The sequence below is a fragment of the Micromonospora sp. MH99 genome, assembly GCF_021442385.1.
GTDB lineage: Bacteria > Actinomycetota > Actinomycetes > Mycobacteriales > Micromonosporaceae > Micromonospora.
In genome coordinates, this window is record NZ_MUZA01000002.1 from 131368 (window position 1) to 155295 (window position 23928).

Genomic DNA, 23928 nt, shown 5'->3' on the forward strand with positions numbered 1-23928 from the left:
GTCAGCGGACCCGTCCGGGACCGGCCGGGTCAGCCTATTTCCTAGGAGTTGTTGTTGCCAGACTCTGGCAACAACGGATGGTCTTGATCACCTTTGGCGGGCCCCGACGTCGCGCGCCGGCCACTTCCCGTTCGCTTTGGCCGGCTCCGAGATCTTGGACAGTTTCCGTCGGCAGCTGACGGAAACTGTCCAAGATCTGCTCATGCCCCTGCCAGAGGAGGGCGTGCCGCCGACGCCGGCACCGGTACGCACGGCGGTAGGGTCGGGTCATGACCGCGCCCGACCGCCTCTCCCCCGGTGACCCCGCGCCCGAGTTCACCCTCCCCACCGACACCGGCGACCAGCTCTCCCTGGCCGACCTGCGGGGCCGCAAGGTCGTCCTGTACGCCTACCCGGCGGCGATGACCCCCGGCTGCACCAAGCAGGCGTGCGACTTTCGCGACTCGCTCGCCTCGCTCCAGGCGGCCGGCTACGAGGTGGTCGGCATCTCCCCGGACAAGCCGGAGAAGCTGGCGAAGTTCCGCGACCGCGACGCCATCACCTTCGCACTGGTGTCGGACGTGGACAGGTCGGTGCTCACCGCGTACGGGGCGTACGGCGAGAAGCAGCTGTACGGCAAGACCGTCACCGGCGTGATCCGCTCGACCTTCGTCATCGACGCCGACGGCAAGATCGAACGGGCGCTCTACAACGTCAAGGCCACCGGGCACGTCGCCAAGCTCCGCCGCGACCTCGGCCTGGACTGAACTGGCGCACGCTCAAAGCGCGGGGTGAGTCACGGCACGACCTTCACCATCCTGAGGAAGGCCGGGCTCAACACCGTCGAAGCCAGACGCTCTAGACTTTGCGATTACGCGGGAGTGGCGGAACGGCAGACGCGCAGGTCTTAGGAACCTGTATCCGGAAGGATGTGGGGGTTCGAATCCCCTCTCCCGCACCGATCAACAAACACCGCGTGCCGCGGGAGCTGACTGTCGGCCGCGTCACGATCACAGGCAGGGAGCCTGGCCACCGGGTCAGGATGGGCGCCGTGAGTCTGCGCTTCGTCCTTGATCCCGAGCTGACCCCACGGCTGCGCGCCGACATCGTCGCCCTGTGGGTGGACGTCAGCAACGCCGGTGGCGCGGTGGGTTTCGTACCGCCGGTCACCGCCACCGATGTCCGTACGATCGCCGACCCGACGTTCGCGGGCATCGCGGACGGGCCGGACCGGCTGCTGGTCGGGTACGACGGCGACCGGCTTGTCGCGGTGCTGATCTTCGCCGACAACCGGTTCGGCCTCAAGGCGCACTGGTGTGTGCTGAAGCGGGTGATGGTCCACCCGGACACCCAGGGTGCGGGGCACGGGTCGGCGCTGATGCGCGAGGCCGCGCGACTGGGTCGGGAGTTGGGCCACGAGGCGCTGCACGTGACGGTGCGCGACGGGTTGGGGCTGGACGCGTTCTACCGCGGCCTCGGGTACCGGGAGATCGGTCGGCTGCCGGGCGCGCTGCGGGTGGCGCCGGGTGACGACCGCGACGAGATCCTCATGTGGCTCGACCTGGCGCCGACCGGCTGAGCCGCCAGCCGCACCAGGCCGGTCAGCCGCACCAGCGGGCGGTTGCCCCGGCCGGTCGGGTGGAGGGCCGGTCGACGACCGGGGTGGCCGGGGCGTTCGCCTTCGCCACCTCGGCCGGTGGGCGTGCCGCTGTCGGCTCACCGCCGGGTCGGCCGGTCGGTGGGCGAGCCGTCGCGGACGGTCGCGAGGTCCTGGCCACGACGCCGCGCTCGTACATCCGCACCACAGTGGACTGCACCTGACCGGGCGCCATCCGGATGCCGGACACGGTGACCCGGTGTCCGTACACGTCGCTGACCCGCACGCTGTACGGGCCGGGGCCCGCGCCGGAGGCCAGCAGCCAGTAGTTGTAGTCCTGCCGGGCGGTTGCCCGCCACGGGCCGTCGGCGCCTTGGCGCACCTCGACGGAGCGCAGCGGATTGCCGTGGTTGCCGACGCGGACGGCGAACCAGAACTGCGACGCGCCCTCCTTGATCCGGAAGCTCAGCGGGCCGGGCAGTGGCGGGTTGACCACCGCGCGGTAGGTGACCTGGACGAGGCCCTGCACCGGGTCGGCGATCCGGGCGAACGCTTCGCGGGACAGGTCGAGGTGCCCCGGCTCGCACTCCGGGCACTGGTCCATGATCAGGACGCGCACGGTGCCCTTCGGGCCGGTGACGTCGAGGAAACCGCCGCAGGCGGCGCCTGCGGCGTACTCGCTGGGGCCGAGCGCGACGTAGAGCCGGTTGGCTGGCGCCGCCGGGTTCGAGCAGTTGCCGCCGGTGCCCTTCGAGTCGTAGAAGGTCGCCTTGCCGCTGTGGGTGGCGGTGCCGGTGGGTGGCGCGGCGGCGAGCGTCCGGCCGGCCGCGCAGGCCGGGGCGGAGCCGGAGCGCAGGGCCAGGGTGAGCCCGAGCACCGCCGCGAGCACGACGACGCCGGTGGCGACCAGCCAGGGCACCGGGCCGGACGGGGACGCCGACCGGTCGTCCGGAGCCGGGTCCAGGTCGAGTTCGATGTCGACGTCTCGGACGTCCACACCTCGGACGTCGCCGCCTCTGCTGTCGACGCCGCCGGGAGCGCTTCCGTCGGTCACGTCGGCGATGCTGCCGGACCGGCGCGGGACCGGACAAGCCGGCTAAGCCAAAGCTAAGACAGCATCGACGCACGGTGACGGGTGCGCTCCCGCAGCGGATCCACGAACCGGAACTGCCGCCGCGTCAGGCTTCGACGACGACCGGGTCGCCGATGCGCACCTCACCACTGTCGACGGGGACCACGTTCAGTCCGAAGAGGAGCTTCTGGCCGACGTTTCGGTAGCGGCCGAGCGTGCGCAGCGGTTCCTTCGCGCGTACCCCGGTCTCCTGGTCGGTCGTGGTGACCACGCAGCGGTCGCACGGTCCGGCGGCGCGCAGCCACAGGTCACCGATGCGCAGCGACCGGCCGGCCCAGCCGTCCTCGGCCCAGGCCGGGGCACCGTCGACGACCAGGTTGGGTCGGAACCGGGTCATCGGCACCGGCTCCTCTCCCGCGTCGGCGAGCCAGCCGTTGAGGGCGTCGAGGGATGCGGCGTTGGTCAGCAGCAGCGGGTAGGCGTCGGCGAAGCTGACCTGGTCGCCGGTGTCGTGTTCGCGCGTGCCGGCGGCCACGTGCCGGGCCGGGTTGGCCAACCAGACCAGCCGGACGGGCCGGCCGAGCAGCGCGCCGAGCCAGGCGTCGGCCGCCGCGCCGGCGGGCAGCGCCTCGACCCGGATCGTCCGGCTGCGGAAGGTGCGTACCGCCACGGGGTCGCCGCCGGCCGGCTCCGGCACGTCGAGGTCGGGCTGCCCGTCCGCGCGCAGCACCAGGCCGCCCGGGCGCACCATGGCGCGTAGGCCGACCAGCAGCGTGGTCTCCCGCTGGGTGACGCCGACGCCGTCGGCGTCCACCACCATCCAGCGTCGGTCGCCGGCCAGGCCCCACGGCTGCACGAACGCGCCGTCGTGGTCGAGGCGGTGACAACCCTTGACGGGGTACGTGTGGATCGAGGTCAGCCGCACCCGGCCACCATGCCATGCCGATGCCGTCGCCGGGGTACCGGTGGTCGGCGTCGCACCAGCGGCGGGCGAGGAACCGTCCACATGGCAGCATCCGGCGACTGTACGAGGGTACGCGGCGCGGAACGGCCTTCAGTAGCATCGCGCCCATGCCACATCGTGAACAGACCTCGGAGCCCGGGACGGAACCGAGCACCGGTGCCGCCGGGTCCCTGGAGCCCGCCGAGGGAGCAACGCCAGGCGGTCCGCGGCCGCGTCGCCGGTGGCGGCGGATCCTCCTGATCAGCCTGCTGGTGCTGGTGGTGCTGGGTGCCGGTGGTGCGGTGGCCGGGGGGCTCTACCTCCGGTCGGTCGAGTCGGACATCGAGCGGGTCGACGCCTTCGACGGGGTGCCGGAGGAGTCCCGCCCCCAGCCGGCCGTCACCGGGGCCACCAACATCATGATCCTGGGCAGCGATTCCCGGGACCCGGAGCGGACGAGCGGGTCGCGCACCGACACGATCATCCTGGCCCACCTGCCCAAGGACCGGTCGAGCGCGCAACTGATCTCGATTCCCCGGGACACCTGGGTGCCGGTGCCCAAGTCGAAGGACGGCAACCACGGCGGGCGGGACGCGAAGGTCAACGCGGCCTACGCCTGGGGTGGGATTCCGCTCATGGTGCAGACCGTGGAGTCGTTCACCGGGGTCCGGGTGGACCATGTGGCCGTGATCGACTTCGCCGGTTTCAAGGAGATCATCGACGCGCTGGGCGGCATCGAGATCGACTCCGAGAAGAGCTTCACCTCGATCCACGAGCCGTTCCGGACGTTCAAGCAGGGTGTGCAGCGGATGGACGGGGAGACCGCCCTGGACTACTCACGTCAGCGCAAGCAGTTCGCCGACGGCGACTTCGCCCGGATCCGCCACCAGCAGCAGGTGATCCGCGCGATCATCGACAAGGCGTCGTCCGGTGGCATCATCACCAACCCCGTCAAGCTCAACGACTTCCTCAAGGCCACCTCGAACTCCGTCTCGGTGGACCGGGACCTGTCCCTGTTGGACATGGCCACGCAGCTGCGCGGGGTCCGGGGCGGCAACATGACGTTCCTGACCAGCCCCACCAAGGGCACCGGTCAGGTCGGTTCGGAGAGCGTCGTGTTCGCCGACAAGCCGCGGGTGAAGACGTTCTACGACGCGGTCCGGCGGGACTCGGTCGGCGAGATCGTCAGCCTCGGCAGCAAGAAGTAGGACTGGCCTGGACGACGGACGGTGGCCGCGAGGCCGCCGCCCGTCGCCGTAGGGGCAGGTGCCAGCGACGGATCAGTACGCGCCCCTGCGCGCCAGCACGACGCTGACGGTCTTCCAGAGGATGGCCAGGTCGTACAACAGCGACCAGTTGTCCACGTAGTGCAGGTCCAGCCGGACCGCGTCGTCCCAGGTCAGGTCGGAGCGACCGGAGATCTGCCAGAGGCCGGTGATGCCCGGTCGCACCAGCAGCCGCCGTCGTACGTCACCGCGGTAGTCGTCGTCCTCGGTGGGCAGCGGGCGGGGGCCCACCAGCGACATCTGGCCCCGCAGCACATTGATCAGCTGGGGCAGTTCGTCCAGTGAGAGCGCCCGCAGGTGCCGGCCGATCGGGGTGACCCGAGGATCATCCTTGATCTTGAAGAGCAGCCCGTCGCTCTCGTTCCGGTCGCGCAGGGCCGCCAGCCGCTCCTCGGCGTCGATGTACATGGTCCGGAACTTCCAGACCTTGAACGCCCGGCCCTCGTGGCCGATGCGAGTCTGGCGGAACATCACCGGCCCCGGACCGCTGGCCTTGATGGCCACCGCGATGGCGATCAGCACCGGGCTCAGGACGACAAGTCCCACCAGCGCCGTGACCCGGTCGAGCACGTTCTTGGCCAGCAGCGACAGGCCCGAGATCGTCGGCTCGTCCACGTTGAGCAGTGGCAGACCCTCGATCGGCCGGACGTGGATGCGGGGACCGGTGACGTCGGTGACCTGCGGAACCACCACGAGGTTGAGGCCGGTGCCCTCCAACTGCCAGGCCAGCTTGCGCAGCTCGTACGACTCCAGGCTGGCGGGGCCGCAGACCGCTATCGTGTCCGCGCCGATCTGCTGGACCAACGGAACCAGGTCCCAGCCCACGTACACCGGCACCGGGGCCGTCACCCGCGCGCCCGGGCTCGGGTGACGGGGCAGGTGGATCGCGATCGGATGCAGCCCGGCACCGTAGTTGCGGGTCACCACCTCGTGCAGGGCGAGCGCGTCGGAGAGCCGACCGACAAGCAGCACCTTCTGTGCCGCCCGCCCGGTACGCCGGACCCGGCGCAGCACCACCCGGGCGGCGAACCGCGCCACCAGCGTGTACACCAGCAGGCAGATGATGATGGCGGCGACCGTCGCCCGGGACAGGTCCTTCTTGAAACCGAGCGCCAGGAAGGACACCATGGCGGCCATCGCGAGGTTGGCCCGCGCCACCCTCTTCAGCTCCTCGGTGCCCAGCCCGAGCGCCCGCCTGTCGTACGCCCCGGCCGCGACGAGCATGACCAGCCACCCCACCGGCACCCCGACGTTCGCCACCAGCGTGAACGAACTGATGTTGCCCAGGACCCGCTGGTCCCAGAAGCCGGCATCGGCCTCGTCGAGCAGGGCGACCACGGTCCGGCTGGCGGCCAGGGCGGCGAGCACGTCGAGCAGCACCAGCCAGGCCACGTACCGTCGACGCCAGTTGGCCCGCGGCGCCGGACGCGCGAACACGGTCCGGGCCATGCCGTTGGAGGGGGGTGTGATCACCCCCAGATCGGGGTCGAACCTCGGTGCTTGCTGCGGGGTGACAGCCGAGAGGAACTGGGTGTGCGCGGACACGATCTTCCTTTCACCGACGCATGTCGTCAACGCTCGGGGGGTCGGTGGCGCGGCGCCTGCGGCCACCGGGGGGGGGGTGGGCTCAGCCCGGGCCGGGGCCGGCTCCGGTGGGGGACGGAATCCGGCGGAGTTGGTCCATGAGGGCGACGTGGGCCGGTTTGGGGACCAGAGCCGCGTCGAAGATGCAGGCCGCACCGTAACCCGGGTGGTATCCCGGTATCCAGCTGCGGGCGTCGGTGAAGCCCCACACCGTGAATGAGACGCAGGCCGGCACGGCGAGGCAGGCCTGAAGCACCTGGCGGTAGAGCGCCGCCTGGCGTTCCCGCTTCGCGGCGGTCTCCGGCAGCGCGATGCGCACGTCGAGTTCGGTGATCGCCACCGAGACACCCAGCTTCGCGAAGCGCCGCAGATTGCCCACCATGTCCCGGGGCCGCTCGTCCCAGCGCAGGTGGCTCTGGAACCCGACCCCGTCCACCGGTACGCCGGCGCGACGCAGCTCGCGCACCAACTCCAGCAGCGCATCGGCCTTGCGGGTCCGGCCCTCGACGCCGTAGTCGTTGATGAACAGCCGCGCGCCGGGATCGGCCGCGTGCGCCCACCGGAACATCTCGCCTATGTAGCCGGGGCCCAGCTTGCGCAGCCACAGCGTGTCGCGCAGCGAGCCGTCCTCGTCCAGCGCCTCGTTGATCACGTCCCACGCCCATACCCGACCGCGGTAGCGGGACACCACCGCTGTCACGTGGTCCCGCAGCACCGCCCGGAGCTGATCCGCCGACCACTGCGGATCCACCCAGCGCGGCACGTCGGTCCGACCCAGCAGGGTGTGGCCGTACACCGACTGGTCGTGTTGCTCGGCGAAGCCGACCAGCTGATCCGCGCCGGCCCACGTGTAGACGTCCGGCGACGGCTCGAGGTTGGCCCACTTCATGGCGTTCTCGGGGGTGATCGCGTCGAACTCCGAGCCGAGCAGCTCGCGGTACCCGGCGTCCAGGCTCATCCCCCGGCCGTCCGCGGCCGAGCCGACCCGGACCGTCGGCGGCATCAGGTCGCGCAGGGCCGGCGGTCGCGACACCGTCGGCGCCGGCACGGTCGGGACGGCGGGCTGGGCGCGGTCCCCGGACGTGCGCTCGATCCCGTACGCCACCGCCAAGCCGGTGGCCAGAAGGGCGACGACCACGAGGACGAGCGCCACGGCCAGCACCGCGCGGCGCGGCCGCCTCGCCGCGGTCGGCGACGCCACGGCAGGCGGCAGGGGCGCGACCGGTGCCGGCGGGGTCGGCTCGCGCTCCTGCATGGACACCCGGCCGGTCACCCCGCGGTCGGATCCGCTGCGACACCGAGCGCCCACGGCGCCCGGGTGAAGTTCCACCGTGCCCGTTCGGCGAACTCCTCACGGGTGAGGCCGGGCACCGCGTCGTCGGTGAGCATGCCGGTCAGCACCCGGGTCACCTCGCCCGGATCCTCGGGCACCCGCCCGAGCCGCAGGGACGGCGGCTGGTCGATGTCGTCGAGAAAGTCGTCGCACTTCTGCTGGTACGGCACCAGCGCGAACGGCACACCCGCCAGGTAGGCGAAGACGGCGCCGTGCAGCCGCATGTGCAGCCCCAGGTCGCACCGCTTCATCTCGTCCCAGCAGGCCCGTACGCCGTCGCGCGCCGTCACCACACGTACGTCACAGGTGCCGGCCACCGCCGCGCGGAGCCGCTCGCTGACCTGCTCGTCGCCGTGCTCGGCGTGGGTGTTGAAGACGAAGACGGTGACGTCCACCGGTTCCTTGAGCACCAGCGCCCGCACACCCTCGATCAGTGCGGCCTCACGCCGCCGCACATCCGGCGCGGCAGCCTCGTAGTCCACGCCGAGCAGGGTCACCCCGAGGCGGGCCCGCGCGCCCGGCGCCGGGCGGGGCCGGCGGGGTGGGATCGGCTCCCCCAGCGCCTCGGGCAGGAGGCCGGCGAGGTCACCCGCCGGGATGAGCAGGCCGGGATAGCCGGCACTGCGCAGGACCTGCGCGGACGCGGCGTCGCGGACCCCGATGACGTCGATCCGCTTCAGCACCTCGACCAGGCGGCGCTCCGCGGCGGTGGACAGGAACGGGCCGATCGAGACGCCGACAGCTGCCATCGGATGCCCGGAGAATCGGCTGAACAGGCTGAACAGCTTCTTCTCGCTCAACGGGCCCATGTCGCGAAAGACCGAGCCGCCACCGAAGACCAGCATCGAGGAGCGGCTCAGGAGCGCCGCCTTGCTCAGCAGCGCGCCGGCCCGGTCCCTGGCCCCGCGGCCGCCGTACCACCGGGGGCTCATGCCCACGCTGGCCTCGGGCAGGTCGACCATCGGCGGAGCGGCGAAGACCGGCTGCGTGGCACCCCAGTAGGTGCGGGTCGCCCAGTCCAGGACGACGCAGAAGGCGTTGTCCCCGACGTTCTCCATGCCGTAGTACCCGACCACGAGGGGACGCCGAGCGGCGGCGCTCGGTTCAGGACGCACGCGGGGCCCCCCTCGTCAGTCGCTGGCGCAGATCGTGCCACGACGGCAGATCGGCGTCCCCGACGACCCGTCGGCGGACCGCGGTCCACAGCAGGACACAGAGGACGATCTCCGCCGCGACGGTGGCCGCCGCCGCACCCATGATGCCCCAGAGTGGCGTGGCGACGGCCAGGGCCACCAGGAACACGAGGGCGCCCACCCCCTGGTACGCAACCTTGCGCCGAAGCAAGCCACCGCTGGTGAGCAGCGAGGCCACCGCCGCGCCGGCGAACCGGAACGGAATGGCCAGGGCGAGCACCGCCAGGACTGCGGCGGACTCCCGGTACTCCGGACCGAGCAGGAACGGCAGGCCCGGCATCCCGCCCAGCGCCACCACCATCGCGATGAGCACACCCAGCGCGAACATCCCGGTGCCGCCGTAGCGGTACGCCATCAGGATCGCGCCCCGGTCGGTCTGCGACCAACGGTGCAGCTTGGCCAGGAAGTACTGCTGAAAGACCACCCGGGGTACGAGGTACACGGCGGTCAGCACGGACATCGGCACGGACAGCACGGCCGCCGCCTCGGGACCGCGTACCTCGGCCACGGTGACCGTGCCCAGGTACATGCCGATCAGGTAGAACACGTTGCCCAGCACGAACGGGGTGGCGGCCCGGGCGACAGCGGTCACCGGCACCGCCGGACCGGGCGGCCCGGTGGGGCCCGCGTGCCCCTCCAGCGGCATGTCGCCACGAACGAAAGGCCGCATGACGACGGCACAGGCCACCACTGTCAGCACCGCGACAACCGCGTAGCCGGCCGCCGCCACCACCACCGAGAGCCCGAACAGCCACACGGCCAGTACCACCAGCACCCGGCCCAGGTGCGGCGCGGCCTGCAGGGCGGACAGCCCGGCGTACGCGCCGCGCAGTTGCTGCACCGACGCCACGAGCGCGAGCCCCGCCTGCGCGACGACAACTGTGGCCAGCAGCGCACGCACCCCACCCTCGGCGGGATCGTGCATCTCGGCGCCGCTCCAGGCCAGCGTGCCGGCGACGAGCAGCACGCACGCGATCAGCACCAGACGCAGCGACGGGCGCACCCAGCGGTAGGCCCCCTCCCCCTCCTGCCCGAACCGCTGCAACCAGAGCTCGGAGACGCCGAAGACCGCCAACGGCGCGGTCAGCGACACCACGGCGAGGGCCGCGGTGAACGTCCCGAACGCGGCCTGGGGGAGGCTGCGGGCCAGCAGGATCTGGGTGGCGAAGGCCGCGACGGTGACGCCGACCTGGCTCAGACCCAGCATGCCCAGATGGACCAGGACCCGCCTCACCCGCCCGCGCGACGCCGCCGGGCGCACCGGGCTGCCGGAGTGGAGGTCAACGGATGCGGGTGACAAGCCACTTGCCCGTCTCGCTCAACGCCCGCAGGGCCTTCATGCTCAGGCCCACGCCGGGAAACCGCCACGGCCGGTACATGTCGATCAGTCGGAACCAGAAGACCAGGCCGCCGAGACGACCCCTGGTGACGTTGCCGTCATGGCGCTGGAACCGCACGATGGGGTGGTCCAGATGGCAGGGGTGCACACCGGACCGCAGCGCGCGCAGCACCAGCTCGATGTCCTCGAAGAGCCGGAAGGTCTCGTCGTACCCGCCGATCCGGTCGAGCACCTGCCGGTCGATCGTGGTGCCGGAGTGCTTGAACGGCAGGCGCGGACGGATCAGGACGCCGAGCAGCATCCGGTCCGCCGAGGCGTACTCGGGCAGCCGGATCGGGCGGTCCACACCCTGGGTGATCTCGGTGTAGTCGGCGTACACCCAGCTCCGCCCGGTGGTGGTGAGCAGGTGGTGCAGCCGCGCGAGCGCGTCCTCGGTGAGTTCGTCGTCGGAGTCGAGCACCGTCAGATACCGCCCGAGGGCGGCACGCAGGCCACGGTTGCGGGCCTCCGCGATGCCGGTGGGAGGTTGGCTCACCACCCTGATCCGACGGTCGGTGGTGAACCCGGCCTCATCGATCACCTGCCGGACCGGCACCTGGGAACCGTCGTCGACGATGACGAGTTCGAAGTCCTGGTAGGTGTTGGCCAGCACGCTGCGGACCGCGTTGACGAGCAGGGCGGCCCGGTCCCGTACGACGATGCAGACCGTGAAGGTCGGCCGGACGACAGGTGTGGTGGCCGCGTCCACCTCGGTCCGGTCGGCCTGTCGGGGCGGGTGGGGGTGCTCCGCACGAACGGCCGCGGGGATCGAGGGATTCGTCATGTCGGCCCGCCCGACGCCACCGACCCGCTGTCGTCGGACCGCAGCGACGGCCCCGGCCGCGTGTCGTCGGACTCCGCGTCGACGGCGAGCACCGCCAGCATGCCGAGGAAGAAGAGCCAGAGGAAGTACGGGTACGCCAGGGGCTTCTGGGTGAGCCCGAAGATGATGAGCGTGGCGAAGAGCACCAGCAACGGCAGTCGACCGGACGGGCCGAGCTGCGCGCGGACGAAGCGGTACAGCCCGACGATGATCGCACCGACCAGGACGATGCCGGTGATCCCCCAGATGACCATGATTCGGATCAGGTCGTTGTGCATGTCCCACGGCTCGTAGCCGAAGCCGAACAACCACACGTCGGCGGACGAGCGACCGAGGATGTCGGCCACGTCGTTCCAGATCGCGCCCCGGCCGTGCATGAAGGTGTCGGAGCGGACGTCGAGCGACCCCACCTCGGTGAGGGCGACCCGGACCCGCTCCCAGATGGCCCCGCCCCAGAGTCCGCCGGCAACGGCGGCGACCGCCGCGGCCCCGCCGCCCACCAGCAGCGCCGACCGCCGGTCGACCCGGCCACCGGCCCGCCGGGACGCGATCAGCTCACGGACCCGCCGCGCCTCGAATGCGGCCACGATCACGATCAGGCAGAGGATCGTGAAGCGGTGCAGGGACACGGCGCCGGTGGCCACGAAGAGGCCGATCAGCGCGTACCGCACGGCGGCCGGTACCCGGAGCCGATCGCCCAGGACGTAGATCAGGAAGACCGAGAAGATGAGCAGCCGGCCGAGCGACATCGGGTGGTAGTAGCCACCCGAGGCGCGTCCGATCTTCTGCCAGTTGGCCAGCTCGAAGTAGAACGAGTAGGGAATGACTCCGGCGACCTGGAGCCAGGCCAATACACAGTGGACGATCGCGCCCGACAGGACGACACCGGTGACCAGGACGAGTCGCCGCGAGGTGATGAGGGACCGCCGCATCAGCAGCAGGCCGAGCAGCGCGATCGGGGCGAAGCCGACGATCAGTCGCAGCGCTTCGGCGGGAATGGCCGAGCGGGGCTCCAGATGCGCGCCGTAGATCGGGTAGCGCCGCACGTCGAAGAGGTCGAGCAGGTCACCGCGGGCGCCCACGAGGAGGAAGCTGACCGCCGAGCTGACCAGGAGCAGCACCAGCGCGCCCGCCACCAGCAGCAGCGGCCTGGGCGGCAGCCGACGGGCGCCCAGGGCGACGAGCCCGTACGCGGCGATCATCAGCATCGCGCCGACGGCGGTGAGCACCACGCCGAGGTCGATGCCGCCGCTGGACTTCTTCTCACCGATGTCGAGCAGCGGCTTCACCGCGATGAGAGCCAGGGCGCCGATGGTCAGGTAGCCGGCGATCTGCTCGTGGCGGGGCGTCGGCCCGTCCCGGTGCCCCACCTCCGGCCGTGGTCCTGGGGCCGGAGTGGTCAAGGTTCCCATCGCGGGTGTGTCTCCTCATCAATGTCCGCCGTGGGCGTCGGCCGGCGCCGTGGGCGCGCGCCGTCGCTCCGGCCGATGCCGCCGACCCGTCGATCCGTGGCCGAGGGCAGCTGCCGATAGGCGCCGATTGAGCCGAATGTCGCAAAGGGACATCCACTGTGCTCAACCGCCGCCCGGCCTCAGAATCACGAGGACGATACCAGCGCCCGGCGATATTCCGGGGGCCGCGGCCATCGTCCGACACACCTGTCGAACTGCGATTCAACCGGGTTGGCCCGACATTTCCGATTCACCAATTCGGCCGTTTTCCCGACAGTCTTGCGAGGGCGAGGCCGTCTCCGGCAAGCTGGACCGCCGTGCGTCAACCCGGTCGGCGCGGCACAAGGCGCGACCTGCCCGACCACCGGCACGACCCGACCAGATTCCTCGACCACGGACGATGGGACCTTTCGATGATCTCTGTGGTGATCGCGGCCCACAACGAGGCGCGGGTCATCGGGGGTTGCCTCGACGCGCTGCTCGCCGACGCCGGCCCGGACGACCTGGACATCGTGGTCGTGGCCAACGGCTGCACCGACGACACGGCGGCGGTCGCGGCCCGGCGCCCGGAGGTACGGGTCATCGAGCTGCCCGAGGCGGGAAAGGCCAACGCGCTCAACGTGGGTGACGCTGCCGCCCGCGCCTTTCCCCGGATCTACCTCGACGCGGACGTCGTCCTGAGCCCGGGAGCGCTACGCCTGATGGCCGCGACGCTTACCGAGGGCGACTCCCCGCCGCTGGCGGTCATGCCCCGGCGGCAGATGGTGACCAGCGGCCGGCCGGTGGCGGTGCACGCGTACTACGCCATCAACACCAGGCTGCCGATTTTCGCGGACGCGTTGTTCGGTCGTGGTGCCATCGGCATCTCGGAGGCCGGCCGGCGGCGCTTCGACCAATTCCCGGAGCAGATCGCCGACGACCTTTTCCTGGATTCACAGTTCTCCGCAAAGGAGAAGCGGGAGGTCGGCGACGCGACGTCCTATGTGCAGGCACCCCGGCGCACCCGCGATCTGCTGCGCACCCTGGCGCGGGTGCGCGCCGGCAACACGATGCTGCGGGCCAGCCACGACGGGGTCCGCCCGTCCGTCCCGTCGTCCTGGCTGCGCGACGTGGTCCTGCCCCGACCGTGGCTCGTCCCGGCAGCCACGGTCTACGTGGCGATCACGGTCGCCGCCGCGCTGCGGGCCCGCCGACACCCGCGCGACGGGTGGGGGCGGGACCACTCCACCCGCTGACCGCCTGAGGGTGCCGGGCGGTCCGGTCAGTACCGGGGGCGACGGCGGACGAACACCACCACCAGCACGATCAGCCCGACCAGCAGCACGCCGCCGAGACCGGCGAGCAACGTCAGCAGGAGCCGGGGTGGGCCGTCCGACTCGCCGGCGAGCCGGGCGCGGTCCACGGCGTTCTGCCGGTACGCCTGCGCCAGGAGGTTGACCGGCGACGCCTGCGCGACGCGGTCGAAGCTGGCGATGGCATCGTCGTTGCGGCCGGCGAAGAACGCGTCCAACCCGTCCCGGTACACCCGGTCGGTGTCGGTGAGGCTGCTGCTGGTGCCACCCGCGCCGAGCAGCCCGGTGACCACCGAGACCGGCACCAGCGCCCGGTTGGGCGTACCACTGGCCGCCCGGTCGGTGTCCAGCACGCCGACCACCCGACCTGTGGTGTCCAGTGCGACGCCACCGGCGGAGTAGATCCCGACGTCGTCGTTGAGCCGGGAGATGCTGACCGAGCCCTGGTTGGCCGTGCCGGCGACCTGGGCCGGCTTGCTCTCCACGGTGTAGGTCGCGGCCCGGAAGTCCGCGTCGGTGGTGCGGTAGCCCATCACGAGCAGAGCGGCGCCCGGGCCGGGCACACCGCCGTCGGCCAGCTGCACCGCCGGGAGGCCGGGTTGGGTCAGCTTCACCAGGGCGAGGTTGCCGGCGTCGGGCTCGAGGACCCGGACGATCTGGCCGGGGATGGCGGGGCTGGCGGTGAGGTCGCCCCGGGCCACGTTGAACTGGGCGAAGACCTGGCTGACGGGTTCCGAGCCGGGCTCGGCCCCGGTGAACACGCTGCTGTTCAACTTGCTCCGGACGTACTCGTCCAGCTGGGGTGCGGTCAGTTTCTTCTGCTCGATCAGGATCCGACCGAGCGTGTAGAGAGCCCGCTCCCTGGCCGCGTCCACTGCCGGGCGTACGCACTGACCGTTGGTGACGATGTGGCCGTCCGCGTTCACCACGAAGCCGCTGCACCGCCGCTTGAAGGTGACCGGCGTCGCGCTCAGTGGAACGTTGGACTTCGCCTCCCGCAGGGTGCCGGTGAAGACGGCCTCGACGAACACCATGGACGGTGCGGCGATGGCGAGGGACCGTTCCTCGACGCTGTACGGCGCGGCCTGCGCCCAGGGCTTCAGCCCGGGGTTGATCGCCGGGGCGCTGGGGAAGGCAGCGGTGCCGGACGCCGTCGGCAGGGCCTCCGGGACTGTCGGCTTCTCGTCGCCGGCGAGCGCCCAGACGGTGGCTCCGGCGCCCACCGCCACCGCCAGGGCCGCGGCGGCGACCCCGACCCACAGGCCGGTGCGGCGCGGCGGTGGCGCCGACGGCCTGATCCGCCGGACCGGACCGGCGAACGGGTCGTCGGAGGACGGTCGGTCCGCTTCCGGGAAGACCGGGTCCACTGTGGACGTCTCCGCGCCGGCACCGGAGACCGGTTGTGGCGCGGCCGAGACCGGCTGAACGGAAATCGGGCCACCGTGCATCGCCCACGGCGCGTGCGGCGGCGCGGACACCTGCGGCACACCCGAGACGGACTGCGGCGGCCCGGAGACCTGCTGCGGGGGCGCGGAGACCTGCTGGGGCACCGCGGAGACCTGCCCAGGGGGCCCGGAGACCTGCTGCGGCACCGCGGAGACCTGCCCGGGCGGCCCGGAGACCTGCTGGGGCACCACGGCGGCCGGGCTCACGGGGCCGGCGGTCGACGGCACGGCGGCGACGGGCGGCGCGGCTTCGCCCGGAACGGGTTGGTAGTCCATGCCCAGCGCCCGGAAGAGCTTCTCCGCGCCCGGTCCCGCCTCGGCCGGGTAGGCGACCCACGGCGCGGCGGCGGCGAAGTCCGCGTAGACGAACTGTTGGCCGCCCTGCGTCTGCGCCATCGCGTTGGCGGTGGCGGAGAACGCCTCCCGCCAGGCGGGCGTGGCCGCCACGGCGGCGTCCAGGACGGCCACGGTCACCAGCCGGCCCTGCCCGTCGATGGCCGCCCACGCCTTCCCCACCTGGCATCCGCCCAGCACGTGGGTGAACCTGTACGGGCCATCCGGCTGCATCCGCACTCCTCCGCTCAACCGCCGTGCGGATACTACAGAGAGCGCGCCAGTCGTCTCACTTCCGGTGCGACGGGAAGACCCCGGACGGTTGCCCTCTGAAAGTTTTCATGCATAGAGTCACGGAGTGAATGAAGGAGCTGTCCAGGCGTCGGCCGAACAGGTGTTCCACCTGTTCGACGGCGTACGGCTCACCCCGACCCAGCGTCGGATCGCGCACTGTCTCGTGCAACACGCGCCGGCCGTGGCGTACCTCTCCGCGGCGGAGGTCGCCGAACTGGCCGGGGTCAGCCAGCCCTCGGTCACCCGGTTCGCCGTCGCGCTCGGCCATGACGGCTATCCGGCGCTGCGCCGCCGGCTGCGCGACCTCACCAGCACGACGCCCGGCGGGCCGACGGACGCCGGCAACGAGCTCCAGCAGGCGGTACGCGCCGAGATGGGCAACCTCGACCGGCTGGCCGGCCAGCTCGCCGACACCGACCGGATCGCCGAGACCGGCCGGCTGCTCGCGACCAGCCGGCCGCTGCCGGTGCTCGGCCTGCGCGCCGCCGCGCCGCTGGCCGCGTACTTCGCCTACTTCGCCGCCAAGGTGCACCCGGACGTACGGGTGCTCGACGACGGCGGCAGCCTGCTCACCGACCGCCTGGAGCAGGCCGCCGAGGCCGGGGCGTCCGCCGTTCTCGCCTTCGTGCTGCCCCGCTACCCCCGCGAGACCCTGGACGCGCTGCGCGACGCGCGTGCCGCCGGACTGACCGTCGTGGCGATCACCGACTCGCCGGTCAGCCCGGCCGCCGAGCACACCGACGTGCTGCTGCCGGCCGCCGTCGGCGCCCAGCTCGTCTTCGACCTGCACACCGCCCCGATGACCCTGGCCATGGTGCTGTTGCAGGCGATCTGCGACGCCGCGCCGGCCGACACCCAACGCCGTCTGGAGGCGTTCGAAGCCTCCGCGGCCCGCCGACAGTTGTTCCTCGGTTGACCGGAGGAGACCGCAGATGACCCAGCCCATCCGTGCCGCACGGGGCAGCCAGCTCACCACCCGCGGGTGGCAGCAGGAGGCCGCCCTGCGGATGCTGATGAACAACCTCGACCCGGAGGTGGCCGAACGCCCCGACGACCTGGTCGTCTACGGCGGCACCGGCAAGGCGGCGCGGGACTGGCCGTCGTACCACGCGTTGGTCCGTACGCTCACCGACCTGCGCGAGGACGAGACGATGCTGGTGCAGTCGGGCCGCCCGGTGGGGGTCATGCGCACCCACGAGTGGGCGCCCCGGGTGCTGCTGGCCAACTCTAACCTGGTCGGTGACTGGGCCACCTGGCCGGAGTTCCGCCGCCTCGAACAGCTCGGCCTGACCATGTACGGGCAGATGACCGCCGGCTCGTGGATCTACATCGGCACCCAGGGCATCCTCCAGGGCACCTACGAGACGTTCGCGGCGGTGGCCGCGAAGAGGTTCGGAAGCACCCTCGCCGGCACGCTGACGCTGACCGCCGGCTGCGGCGGAATGGGTGGCGCACAGCCCCTCGCGGTCACCATGAACGGCGGCGTCTGCCTGATCGTGGACGTGGACCGCACCCGGCTCGACCGTCGCGTGCACGACCGCTACCTCGACGAGGTGGCCGACTCCCTGGACGACGCCGTCGAGCGGGCCCTCGCGGCGAAGCGGGACCGGCGGGCGTTGAGCGTCGGCGTCGTCGGCAACGCCGCCGAGGTCTTTCCCGAGCTGCTCGACCGGGGCGTCGCCATCGACATCGTGACCGACCAGACCAGCGCGCACGACCCGCTGGCGTACCTGCCGGTGGGGGTCGAGCTGGCCGACGCCCGCGACTACGCCGCCGCGAAGCCGGCCGAGTTCACCGACCGGGCCCGTGCGTCGATGGCGAAGCACGTCGAGGCGATGGTCGGCTTCCTCGACGCCGGCGCCGAGGTGTTCGACTACGGCAACTCGATCCGGGGCGAGGCGCAGCTCGGCGGCTACCAGCGGGCCTTCGACTTCCCCGGTTTCGTGCCCGCGTACATCCGGCCGCTGTTCTGCGAGGGCCGGGGCCCGTTCCGGTGGGCGGCGCTCTCCGGCGACCCGGCCGACATCGCGGCCACCGACCGCGCGATCCTGGACCTGTTCCCGGAGAACGAGTCGCTGGCCCGATGGATCAAGCTGGCCGGCGAGCGGGTCGCCTTCCAGGGCCTGCCGGCCCGGATCTGCTGGCTCGGTCAGGGCGAACGGGACCGGGCGGGTGTGCGGTTCAACGACATGGTCGCGTCCGGTGAGCTCTCCGCCCCGGTGGTGATCGGTCGTGACCACCTGGACACCGGCAGCGTCGCCAGCCCGTACCGGGAGACCGAGGGCATGGCCGACGGCTCCGACGCGATCGCCGACTGGCCGCTGCTCAACGCCCTGGTCAACACGGCCAGCGGGGCGTCCTGGGTGTCGATCCACCACGGCGGTGGCGTGGGCATCGGGCGGTCGATCCACGCCGGGCAGGTCTGCGTGGCCGACGGCACCGCCCTCGCCGGGCAGAAGATCGAGCGGGTGCTCACCAACGACCCGGCGATGGGCGTCATCCGACACGTCGACGCCGGCTACGACAGCGCCCGCGAGGTGGCCGAACGCACCGGGGTCCGGGTGCCCATGACGGAAGGCGGACCCGCATGAGCGACGACCTTTCCGCCCGTTTCCGGGCCCTGTGGGACGAGATCGCGCCGGTCGGACGGGACTCCGGCAGCGGCGGCTACCTGCGCTACGCGTTGACCGAGCCGGAGCAGGAGCTACGGGCCTGGTTCCGTACGCAGGCGCAGCGGCGGGGCCTGCCGGTCACCGAGGACGGCAACGGCAACCTGTTCGCCCACTGGGGTGACCCGGAGGGCGCCGACGCGGTGCTGACCGGCAGCCACTTCGACTCGGTGCCGCACGGCGGGGCGTACGACGGGCCGCTCGGCATCGTCAGCGCGTTCCTGGCCGTGGACGAGCTGCGCGCCGCCGGCGTCACCCCCGTCCGGCCGCTGGTGCTGGGCGCGTTCGTCGAGGAGGAGGGTGCCCGTTTCGGCGTACCCTGTCTGGGCTCGCGGCTGCTCACCGGCGCGCTGGCGGCCGACCGCGCGGCCGGCCTGCGCGACGCGGCCGGGGTGAGCTTCGCCGACGCGCTCGGCGCGGCGCCGGCGGGCGCCCGGCCGGAGCTGCTGGGCCGGTTCGGCGCCTTCGTGGAGCTGCACGTCGAGCAGGGCCGCGCGCTCCTCGATACGGACGCGCCGGTCGGGGTGGCCAGCGCGATCTGGCCGCACGGCCGCTGGCGCTTCGACGTGGTCGGCGAGGGCAACCACGCGGGTACGACCCGGATGGCCGACCGCCGCGACCCGATGCTGACCTTCGCGTTCACCGTGCTGGCGGCCAACAAGGAGGCCCGGCTGCGCGGGGCGCACGCCACAGTGGGCCGGGTCGCGGTCGAGCCCAACGCCACCAACGCGATCCCGTCGAAGGTGACCGGTTGGCTGGACGCCCGCGCCGCCGACCCGGACACGCTGACCGGGCTTGTCGACGCGGTACGCGGCAAGCTCGCCGAGCGGGCCCGCCGCGACGGTACGGAGGTGACAGTCACCGAGGAGTCGGTGACCCCGCTTGTCGCCTTCGACGGTGGGTTGGCCAAACGCCTGGCCACGCTGCTCGACGCGCCGGTGCTGCCGACCGGTGCGGGGCACGACGCCGGGGTGCTCGCCGCGCACCTGCCCACCGCGATGCTCTTCGTGCGCAACCCGACCGGGGTGTCGCACTCCCCCGCCGAGGCCGCCACCGACGACGACTGCGCCGCCGGGGTGCGCGCACTGGCCCGCGTGCTCAAGGAGCTGACATGCCGGTGACCCCGACGCGCTGGCTCGCCGAGTACGCCTGGCTGCCCGATCTCGCCCAGCCCACGCCCGACGTGCTCATCGAGACCGACGCCGGGGTGATCACCGCGGTGACCGCGTTGGCCGCGCCCGGCCGGCCGAGCGCAGGTGTGGACGTGTACGCCGACGCCGTGCCGCTGCCCGGCCTGACCCTGCCCGGCCTCGCGAATGTGCACTCGCACGCCTTCCACCGGGCGCTGCGCGGGCGTACCCACGGCGGCCGGGGCGACTTCTTCAGCTGGCGGGACCGGATGTACGCGGTGGCGGACCGGCTGGACCCGGACACCTACCTGGCGCTGGCCCGCGCCGTGTACGCCGAGATGGCCCTCGCGGGGGTCACCTGCGTCGGCGAGTTCCACTACCTGCACCACCGACCCGACGGCGGCGCGTACGACGACCCGAACGCGATGGGGGCGGCGCTGGTCGAGGCCGCCGCGCACGCCGGCATCCGGCTCACCCTGCTGGACGCCTGCTACCTGAGCGCCGGAGTGGACGGCCGGCCGCTCGCCGGGCCGCAGCGGCGCTTCGGCGACGGCGACGCGGCCCGCTGGGCGCAGCGCGTGTCGGCGTTCGCACCGGCGGACCCGCACGTCCGGGTGGGCGCGGCCGTGCACTCGGTGCGGGCGGTCCCCGCCGAGCAGTTGCGCACGGTCGCCGAGTGGGCCCGGGAGCGAAGCGCGCCGCTGCACGTACACCTCTCCGAGCAGCCCGCCGAGAACGACGAGTGCCGGGCCGTGCACGGGCGTACGCCCACCGCGCTGCTCGCCGAGCACGGGGTGCTCGGGCCGGACACCACAGCCGTGCACGCCACCCACCCGACAAGCGGCGACCTGACGCTGCTCGGCGACAGCCGGACCGGGGTGTGCCTCTGCCCGACCACCGAACGCGACCTCGCCGACGGCATCGGCCCCGCCCGGCGGATGGCCGACGCGGGGATCCGGCTGAGCCTGGGCAGCGACAGCCACGCCGTGATCGACCTGTTCGAGGAGGGCCGGGCGGTGGAGCTGGACGAGCGGCTGCGCACCCGCCGCCGTGGCCACTTCACGCCGGCGGGCCTGCTGACCATGGCGACCGCCGCCGGGCACGCGGCGCTGGGCTGGGCCGACGCCGGGCGGATCGCCGTGGGCGTCCGCGCCGACCTGGTCACGGTACGACTGGACAGCGCCCGCACCGCCGGTGTGCCGCCGGTGGGGACGTTCTTCGCCGCCGGAGCGGCCGACGTCGACCAGGTGGTGGTGGACGGCCGCGTGGTGGTGGCCGAGGGCCGGCACCTGAGCGTCGACGTGCCTGCCGAGTTGTCGGCGGCCATCGAGGCGGTGATCCCCTCATGAGCAGTCTGCTGGTCGACAACATCGGGGAGCTGGTCACCAACGGCGTCGGCGAGGGCCCGCTGGGCATCCGCCGCAAGGCGGCCGTGCTGATCGAGGAGGGCCGGGTGGCCTGGGTCGGGCCGGCCGCGTACGCGCCGGCCGCCGACCGGCGGATCGACGCCGGTGGCGCCGCCGTGCTGCCCGGCTTCGTGGACAGCCACGCGCACCTGGTCTTCGCCGGGGACCGGGCCGCCGAGTTCGCCGCCCGGATGGCCGGCGAGCGCTACACCGGCGGTGGCATCCGCACCACTGTCGGCGCGACCCGGGCCGCCACCGACGACGAGCTGCGGGCCACCGTGCGCCGGCTGCGCGGGGAGGCGCTGCGCCAGGGCACCACGACCATCGAGATCAAGAGTGGGTACGGCCTGAGCGTCGCCGACGAGGCCCGCTCACTGCGGATCGCCGCCGAGAGCAGCAGCGAGACCACCTTCCTCGGCGCCCACGTGGTGCCCCCCGAGTACGCCGACCGCCCCGACGACTACGTCGGACTCGTCTGCGGACCGATGCTTGCCGCCGCCGCGCCGCACGCCAAGTGGATCGACGTGTTCTGTGAGCGGGGCGCCTTCGACGTGGACCACGCCCGCGCCATCCTCGCCTGCGGGCAGGCCGCCGGGCTGGGCGTACGGCTGCACGCCAACCAGCTCGGCCCCGGCCCGGGCGTGCGGCTCGGGGTGGAGCTGGACGCGGCAAGCGTGGACCACTGCACCCACCTGTCGGACGCCGACATCGACGCGCTGGCCGGCACGGCCCACAGCGACGGGTCGGGCACCCGCACGGTCGCCACCCTGCTGCCCGGCGCCGAGTTCTCCACCCGCTCGCCCTACCCGGACGCGCGCCGGCTGCTCGACGCCGGAGTCACCGTGGCCCTGGCGACGGACTGCAACCCGGGCTCGTCGTACACCTCGTCGATGCCGTTCTGCATCGCCCTCGCCGTCCGGGAGATGCGGATGACCCCGGCGGAGGCGCTGTGGGCGGCGACCGCCGGCGGCGCACGGGCCCTGCGCCGCGACGACGTCGGCGTGCTCATCCCCGGCGCGCGGGCCGACCTGGTCGTCCTGGACGCGCCGTCCTACCTGCACCTGGCCTACCGGCCCGGTGTCCCCCTGATCCACCAGGTAATACGCAACGGAGTTCCCCAGTGACGACCGTGATCATTCAACCCACCGGTATCACCGCCGACGACGTCCTCGCGGTCGCGCGCGGCACCGCCACGGTGTCCCTCGACCCGGCCACCCGGGACGCGATGGCGACCAGCCGCGCGATCGTGGACGGGATCGAGGCCGCCGGGCGGCCCGTGTACGGCGTGTCGACCGGGTTCGGCGCGCTCGCGAACACGTTCGTCGCGCCGGAGCGACGGGCCGAACTGCAACACGCGCTGATCCGCTCGCACGCCGCCGGGGTGGGCGCCCCGATGCCGCGCGAGGTGGTCCGGGCCATGATGCTGCTGCGGGTCCGCTCGCTCGCCCTGGGCCGCTCCGGGGTCCGCCCGCTGGTCGCCGAGGCGCTCGTCGACCTGCTCAACCACGACATCACCCCGTGGGTGCCGGAGCACGGTTCGCTGGGCGCGTCCGGCGACCTGGCGCCGCTGGCGCACTGCGCGCTCGCGCTGCTCGGTGAGGGCTGGGTGCTCGGCCCGGACGGCGAGCGGCGCGATGCCGCCGACGCGCTGACCGCCGCCGGGCTCAAGCCGATCGACCTGGCCGCCAAGGAGGGGCTGGCGCTGATCAACGGCACCGACGGCATGCTCGGCATGCTGTTGCTGGCCATCCACGACGCGGCGCACCTGTTCGCCATGGCGGACGTGACCGCCGCGCTGGCCATCGAGGCGATGCTCGGCTCGGAGCGGCCGTTCCTGCCCGAGCTGCACGCCATCCGTCCGCACCCCGGCCAGGCGGCGTCGGCGGCGAACATCCACCGGCTGTTGCAGGACTCCCGGGTCATGGACTCGCACCGCGACGACCTGGCGCACGCCGTGCAGGACGCGTACTCGATGCGCTGTGCGCCACAGGTGGCCGGCGCGGCCCGGGACACCCTGGACTTCGTCCGCACGGTCGCGGCACGGGAGCTCGTGTCGGTCGTGGACAACCCGGTGGTGCTGCCCGACGGCCGGGTCGAGTCCACCGGAAACTTCCACGGCGCGCCGCTGGGCTTCGCCGCCGACTTCCTCGCCATCGCCGCCGCCGAGGTGGGCGCGATCGCCGAGCGGCGGGTGGACCGCCTGCTGGACGTGGCCCGCAACCGGGAACTGCCCGCGTTCCTCTCCCCCGACGCCGGGGTCAACTCCGGCCTGATGATCGCCCAGTACACGGCGGCCGGGATCGTCGCGGAGAACCGCCGGCTCGCCGCCCCCGCCTCGGTGGACTCGCTGCCCACCAGCGGCATGCAGGAGGACCACGTCTCGATGGGCTGGGCGGCGGCCAAGAAGCTCCGCACGGTGCTGGACAACCTGACCAGCCTGCTCGCCGTCGAGCTGCTGGCCGGCGTACGCGGCCTGCAACTGCGCGCACCGCTGGTGCCGTCGCCGGCCGGCCGGGCCGCCGTCGCCGCCCTGGGCACGGCCGCCGGTGAACCCGGCCCGGACGTGTTCCTCGCCCCGGTGCTGGAGGCCGCCCGCGCGGTGCTGGCCGGGCCGGAGCTGCGCGCCGCCATCGAACGGGAGGTCGGCCCGCTGGGCTGACCTCCGCGGGTCGCTGTCGCCCGCCGCGGGTCAGGCGGCGGGCGGCAGCACCTCAACGATC

Annotated in this window: 19 protein-coding genes and 1 tRNA gene; 11 read left to right on the plus strand and 9 right to left on the minus strand. The window is 72.7% G+C overall.

Going from position 1 to position 23928, the window contains the following annotated elements; translation table 11 throughout:
• Nucleotides 1-269 precede the first annotated feature (269 nt).
• From bcp to B0E54_RS01955, 3 genes are all read left to right on the plus strand, one after another.
• Nucleotides 270-746: a thioredoxin-dependent thiol peroxidase gene (gene bcp / locus B0E54_RS01945; RefSeq protein ID WP_234581438.1), complete on the plus strand. Its 477-nt coding sequence runs from the start codon at nucleotides 270-272 to the stop codon at nucleotides 744-746.
• 108 nt (nucleotides 747-854) lie between these two features.
• Nucleotides 855-937, plus strand: a tRNA-Leu gene (locus B0E54_RS01950).
• Nucleotides 938-1030: 93 nt separating this feature from the next.
• A complete protein-coding gene (locus B0E54_RS01955; RefSeq protein WP_234581440.1) occupies nucleotides 1031-1558 on the plus strand; it encodes a GNAT family N-acetyltransferase in 528 nt (175 codons plus the stop codon).
• Between the two features lie 22 nt (nucleotides 1559-1580).
• On the opposite strand, the gene B0E54_RS01960 is transcribed toward B0E54_RS01955, so the two are convergent.
• Together B0E54_RS01960 and B0E54_RS01965 are read right to left on the minus strand one after the other, a co-directional pair.
• Nucleotides 1581-2630, minus strand: coding sequence for an expansin EXLX1 family cellulose-binding protein (locus tag B0E54_RS01960; RefSeq protein WP_234581442.1), 1050 nt, complete (start codon nucleotides 2628-2630; stop codon nucleotides 1581-1583).
• Nucleotides 2631-2754: 124 nt separating this feature from the next.
• Complete coding sequence (locus B0E54_RS01965; protein ID WP_234581447.1) at nucleotides 2755-3573, minus strand: MOSC domain-containing protein; 819 nt, start codon at nucleotides 3571-3573, stop codon at nucleotides 2755-2757.
• 146 nt (nucleotides 3574-3719) lie between these two features.
• Here B0E54_RS01965 and B0E54_RS01970 point away from each other — a divergent pair, with 146 nt between their 5' ends.
• Entirely contained in the window at nucleotides 3720-4799 is a 1080-nt protein-coding gene (locus tag B0E54_RS01970; RefSeq protein ID WP_234581448.1) for an LCP family protein, read from the plus strand.
• A gap of 72 nt (nucleotides 4800-4871) precedes the next feature.
• Here the strand turns inward: B0E54_RS01970 and B0E54_RS01975 are convergent, their stop codons facing one another.
• The 6 genes from B0E54_RS01975 to B0E54_RS02000 all read right to left on the minus strand — a co-directional run bounded on the left by B0E54_RS01975 (nucleotide 4872) and on the right by B0E54_RS02000 (nucleotide 12600).
• The gene (locus tag B0E54_RS01975; RefSeq protein ID WP_234581560.1) at nucleotides 4872-6326 is read right to left on the minus strand and encodes a sugar transferase; all 1455 of its coding nucleotides are present in this window, start codon (nucleotides 6324-6326) and stop codon (nucleotides 4872-4874) included.
• Nucleotides 6327-6504: 178 nt separating this feature from the next.
• The gene (locus B0E54_RS01980; RefSeq protein WP_234581561.1) at nucleotides 6505-7716 is read right to left on the minus strand and encodes an endo-1,4-beta-xylanase; all 1212 of its coding nucleotides are present in this window, start codon (nucleotides 7714-7716) and stop codon (nucleotides 6505-6507) included.
• A 14-nt stretch (nucleotides 7717-7730) separates the two neighbouring features.
• Complete coding sequence (locus B0E54_RS01985) at nucleotides 7731-8909, minus strand: polysaccharide pyruvyl transferase family protein (RefSeq protein WP_234581454.1); 1179 nt, start codon at nucleotides 8907-8909, stop codon at nucleotides 7731-7733.
• Nucleotides 8899-10194 (minus strand): lipopolysaccharide biosynthesis protein, encoded by a 1296-nt coding sequence (locus B0E54_RS01990; RefSeq protein ID WP_234581459.1) that lies wholly within the window; start codon nucleotides 10192-10194, stop codon nucleotides 8899-8901. The genes B0E54_RS01985 and B0E54_RS01990 overlap by 11 nt, the downstream gene beginning before the upstream one ends.
• Before the next feature lie 73 nt (nucleotides 10195-10267).
• Nucleotides 10268-11149: a glycosyltransferase gene (locus B0E54_RS01995; RefSeq protein WP_234581468.1), complete on the minus strand. Its 882-nt coding sequence runs from the start codon at nucleotides 11147-11149 to the stop codon at nucleotides 10268-10270.
• Nucleotides 11146-12600, minus strand: coding sequence for a hypothetical protein (locus B0E54_RS02000; RefSeq protein ID WP_234581470.1), 1455 nt, complete (start codon nucleotides 12598-12600; stop codon nucleotides 11146-11148). The genes B0E54_RS01995 and B0E54_RS02000 overlap by 4 nt, the downstream gene beginning before the upstream one ends.
• 452 nt (nucleotides 12601-13052) lie before the next feature.
• On the opposite strand from B0E54_RS02000, the gene B0E54_RS02005 reads away from it, so the two are divergent.
• Entirely contained in the window at nucleotides 13053-13874 is an 822-nt protein-coding gene (locus B0E54_RS02005) for a glycosyltransferase family 2 protein (protein ID WP_234581475.1), read from the plus strand.
• Nucleotides 13875-13900: 26 nt separating this feature from the next.
• Here the strand turns inward: B0E54_RS02005 and B0E54_RS02010 are convergent, their stop codons facing one another.
• Nucleotides 13901-15943, minus strand: coding sequence for a trypsin-like peptidase domain-containing protein (locus tag B0E54_RS02010; RefSeq protein ID WP_234581476.1), 2043 nt, complete (start codon nucleotides 15941-15943; stop codon nucleotides 13901-13903).
• A 124-nt stretch (nucleotides 15944-16067) separates the two neighbouring features.
• Here B0E54_RS02010 and B0E54_RS02015 point away from each other — a divergent pair, with 124 nt between their 5' ends.
• The 6 genes from B0E54_RS02015 to hutH are packed head-to-tail and all read left to right on the plus strand — an operon-like array spanning nucleotide 16068 to nucleotide 23867.
• Nucleotides 16068-16919 (plus strand): MurR/RpiR family transcriptional regulator, encoded by an 852-nt coding sequence (locus B0E54_RS02015; protein WP_234581481.1) that lies wholly within the window; start codon nucleotides 16068-16070, stop codon nucleotides 16917-16919.
• A 16-nt stretch (nucleotides 16920-16935) separates the two neighbouring features.
• Nucleotides 16936-18594 (plus strand): urocanate hydratase, encoded by a 1659-nt coding sequence (gene hutU / locus B0E54_RS02020; protein WP_234581488.1) that lies wholly within the window; start codon nucleotides 16936-16938, stop codon nucleotides 18592-18594.
• A complete protein-coding gene (locus tag B0E54_RS02025) occupies nucleotides 18591-19793 on the plus strand; it encodes an allantoate amidohydrolase (RefSeq protein ID WP_234581489.1) in 1203 nt (400 codons plus the stop codon). Before hutU ends, B0E54_RS02025 begins: the two co-directional genes overlap by 4 nt.
• Nucleotides 19784-21151 carry a formimidoylglutamate deiminase gene (locus tag B0E54_RS02030; RefSeq protein WP_234581491.1) on the plus strand — a complete coding sequence of 456 codons (1368 nt, stop codon included), beginning with the start codon at nucleotides 19784-19786 and terminating at the stop codon, nucleotides 21149-21151. The genes B0E54_RS02025 and B0E54_RS02030 overlap by 10 nt, the downstream gene beginning before the upstream one ends.
• Nucleotides 21148-22332 (plus strand): imidazolonepropionase, encoded by a 1185-nt coding sequence (hutI, locus tag B0E54_RS02035; RefSeq protein WP_234581493.1) that lies wholly within the window; start codon nucleotides 21148-21150, stop codon nucleotides 22330-22332. Before B0E54_RS02030 ends, hutI begins: the two co-directional genes overlap by 4 nt.
• A complete protein-coding gene (gene hutH / locus B0E54_RS02040) occupies nucleotides 22329-23867 on the plus strand; it encodes a histidine ammonia-lyase (protein WP_234581498.1) in 1539 nt (512 codons plus the stop codon). Before hutI ends, hutH begins: the two co-directional genes overlap by 4 nt.
• Nucleotides 23868-23928 lie beyond the last annotated feature (61 nt).

Bases quoted from the DNA above. Each gene is read 5' to 3' on its own strand.
- bcp (WP_234581438.1), top strand. From the start codon at position 270: ATGACCGCGCCCGACCGCCTCTCCCCCGGTGACCCCGCGCCCGAGTTC.
- B0E54_RS01970 (WP_234581448.1), top strand. From the start codon at position 3,720: ATGCCACATCGTGAACAGACCTCGGAGCCCGGGACGGAACCGAGCACC.
- B0E54_RS01975 (WP_234581560.1), bottom strand. From the start codon at position 6,326: ATGGCCCGGACCGTGTTCGCGCGTCCGGCGCCGCGGGCCAACTGGCGT.
- B0E54_RS01980 (WP_234581561.1), bottom strand. From the start codon at position 7,716: ATGCAGGAGCGCGAGCCGACCCCGCCGGCACCGGTCGCGCCCCTGCCG.
- B0E54_RS01990 (WP_234581459.1), bottom strand. From the start codon at position 10,194: ATGCTGGGTCTGAGCCAGGTCGGCGTCACCGTCGCGGCCTTCGCCACC.
- B0E54_RS01995 (WP_234581468.1), bottom strand. From the start codon at position 11,149: ATGACGAATCCCTCGATCCCCGCGGCCGTTCGTGCGGAGCACCCCCAC.
- B0E54_RS02000 (WP_234581470.1), bottom strand. From the start codon at position 12,600: ATGGGAACCTTGACCACTCCGGCCCCAGGACCACGGCCGGAGGTGGGG.
- B0E54_RS02005 (WP_234581475.1), top strand. From the start codon at position 13,053: ATGATCTCTGTGGTGATCGCGGCCCACAACGAGGCGCGGGTCATCGGG.
- B0E54_RS02010 (WP_234581476.1), bottom strand. From the start codon at position 15,943: ATGCAGCCGGATGGCCCGTACAGGTTCACCCACGTGCTGGGCGGATGC.
- hutU (WP_234581488.1), top strand. From the start codon at position 16,936: ATGACCCAGCCCATCCGTGCCGCACGGGGCAGCCAGCTCACCACCCGC.
- B0E54_RS02025 (WP_234581489.1), top strand. From the start codon at position 18,591: ATGAGCGACGACCTTTCCGCCCGTTTCCGGGCCCTGTGGGACGAGATC.
- B0E54_RS02030 (WP_234581491.1), top strand. From the start codon at position 19,784: ATGCCGGTGACCCCGACGCGCTGGCTCGCCGAGTACGCCTGGCTGCCC.
- hutI (WP_234581493.1), top strand. From the start codon at position 21,148: ATGAGCAGTCTGCTGGTCGACAACATCGGGGAGCTGGTCACCAACGGC.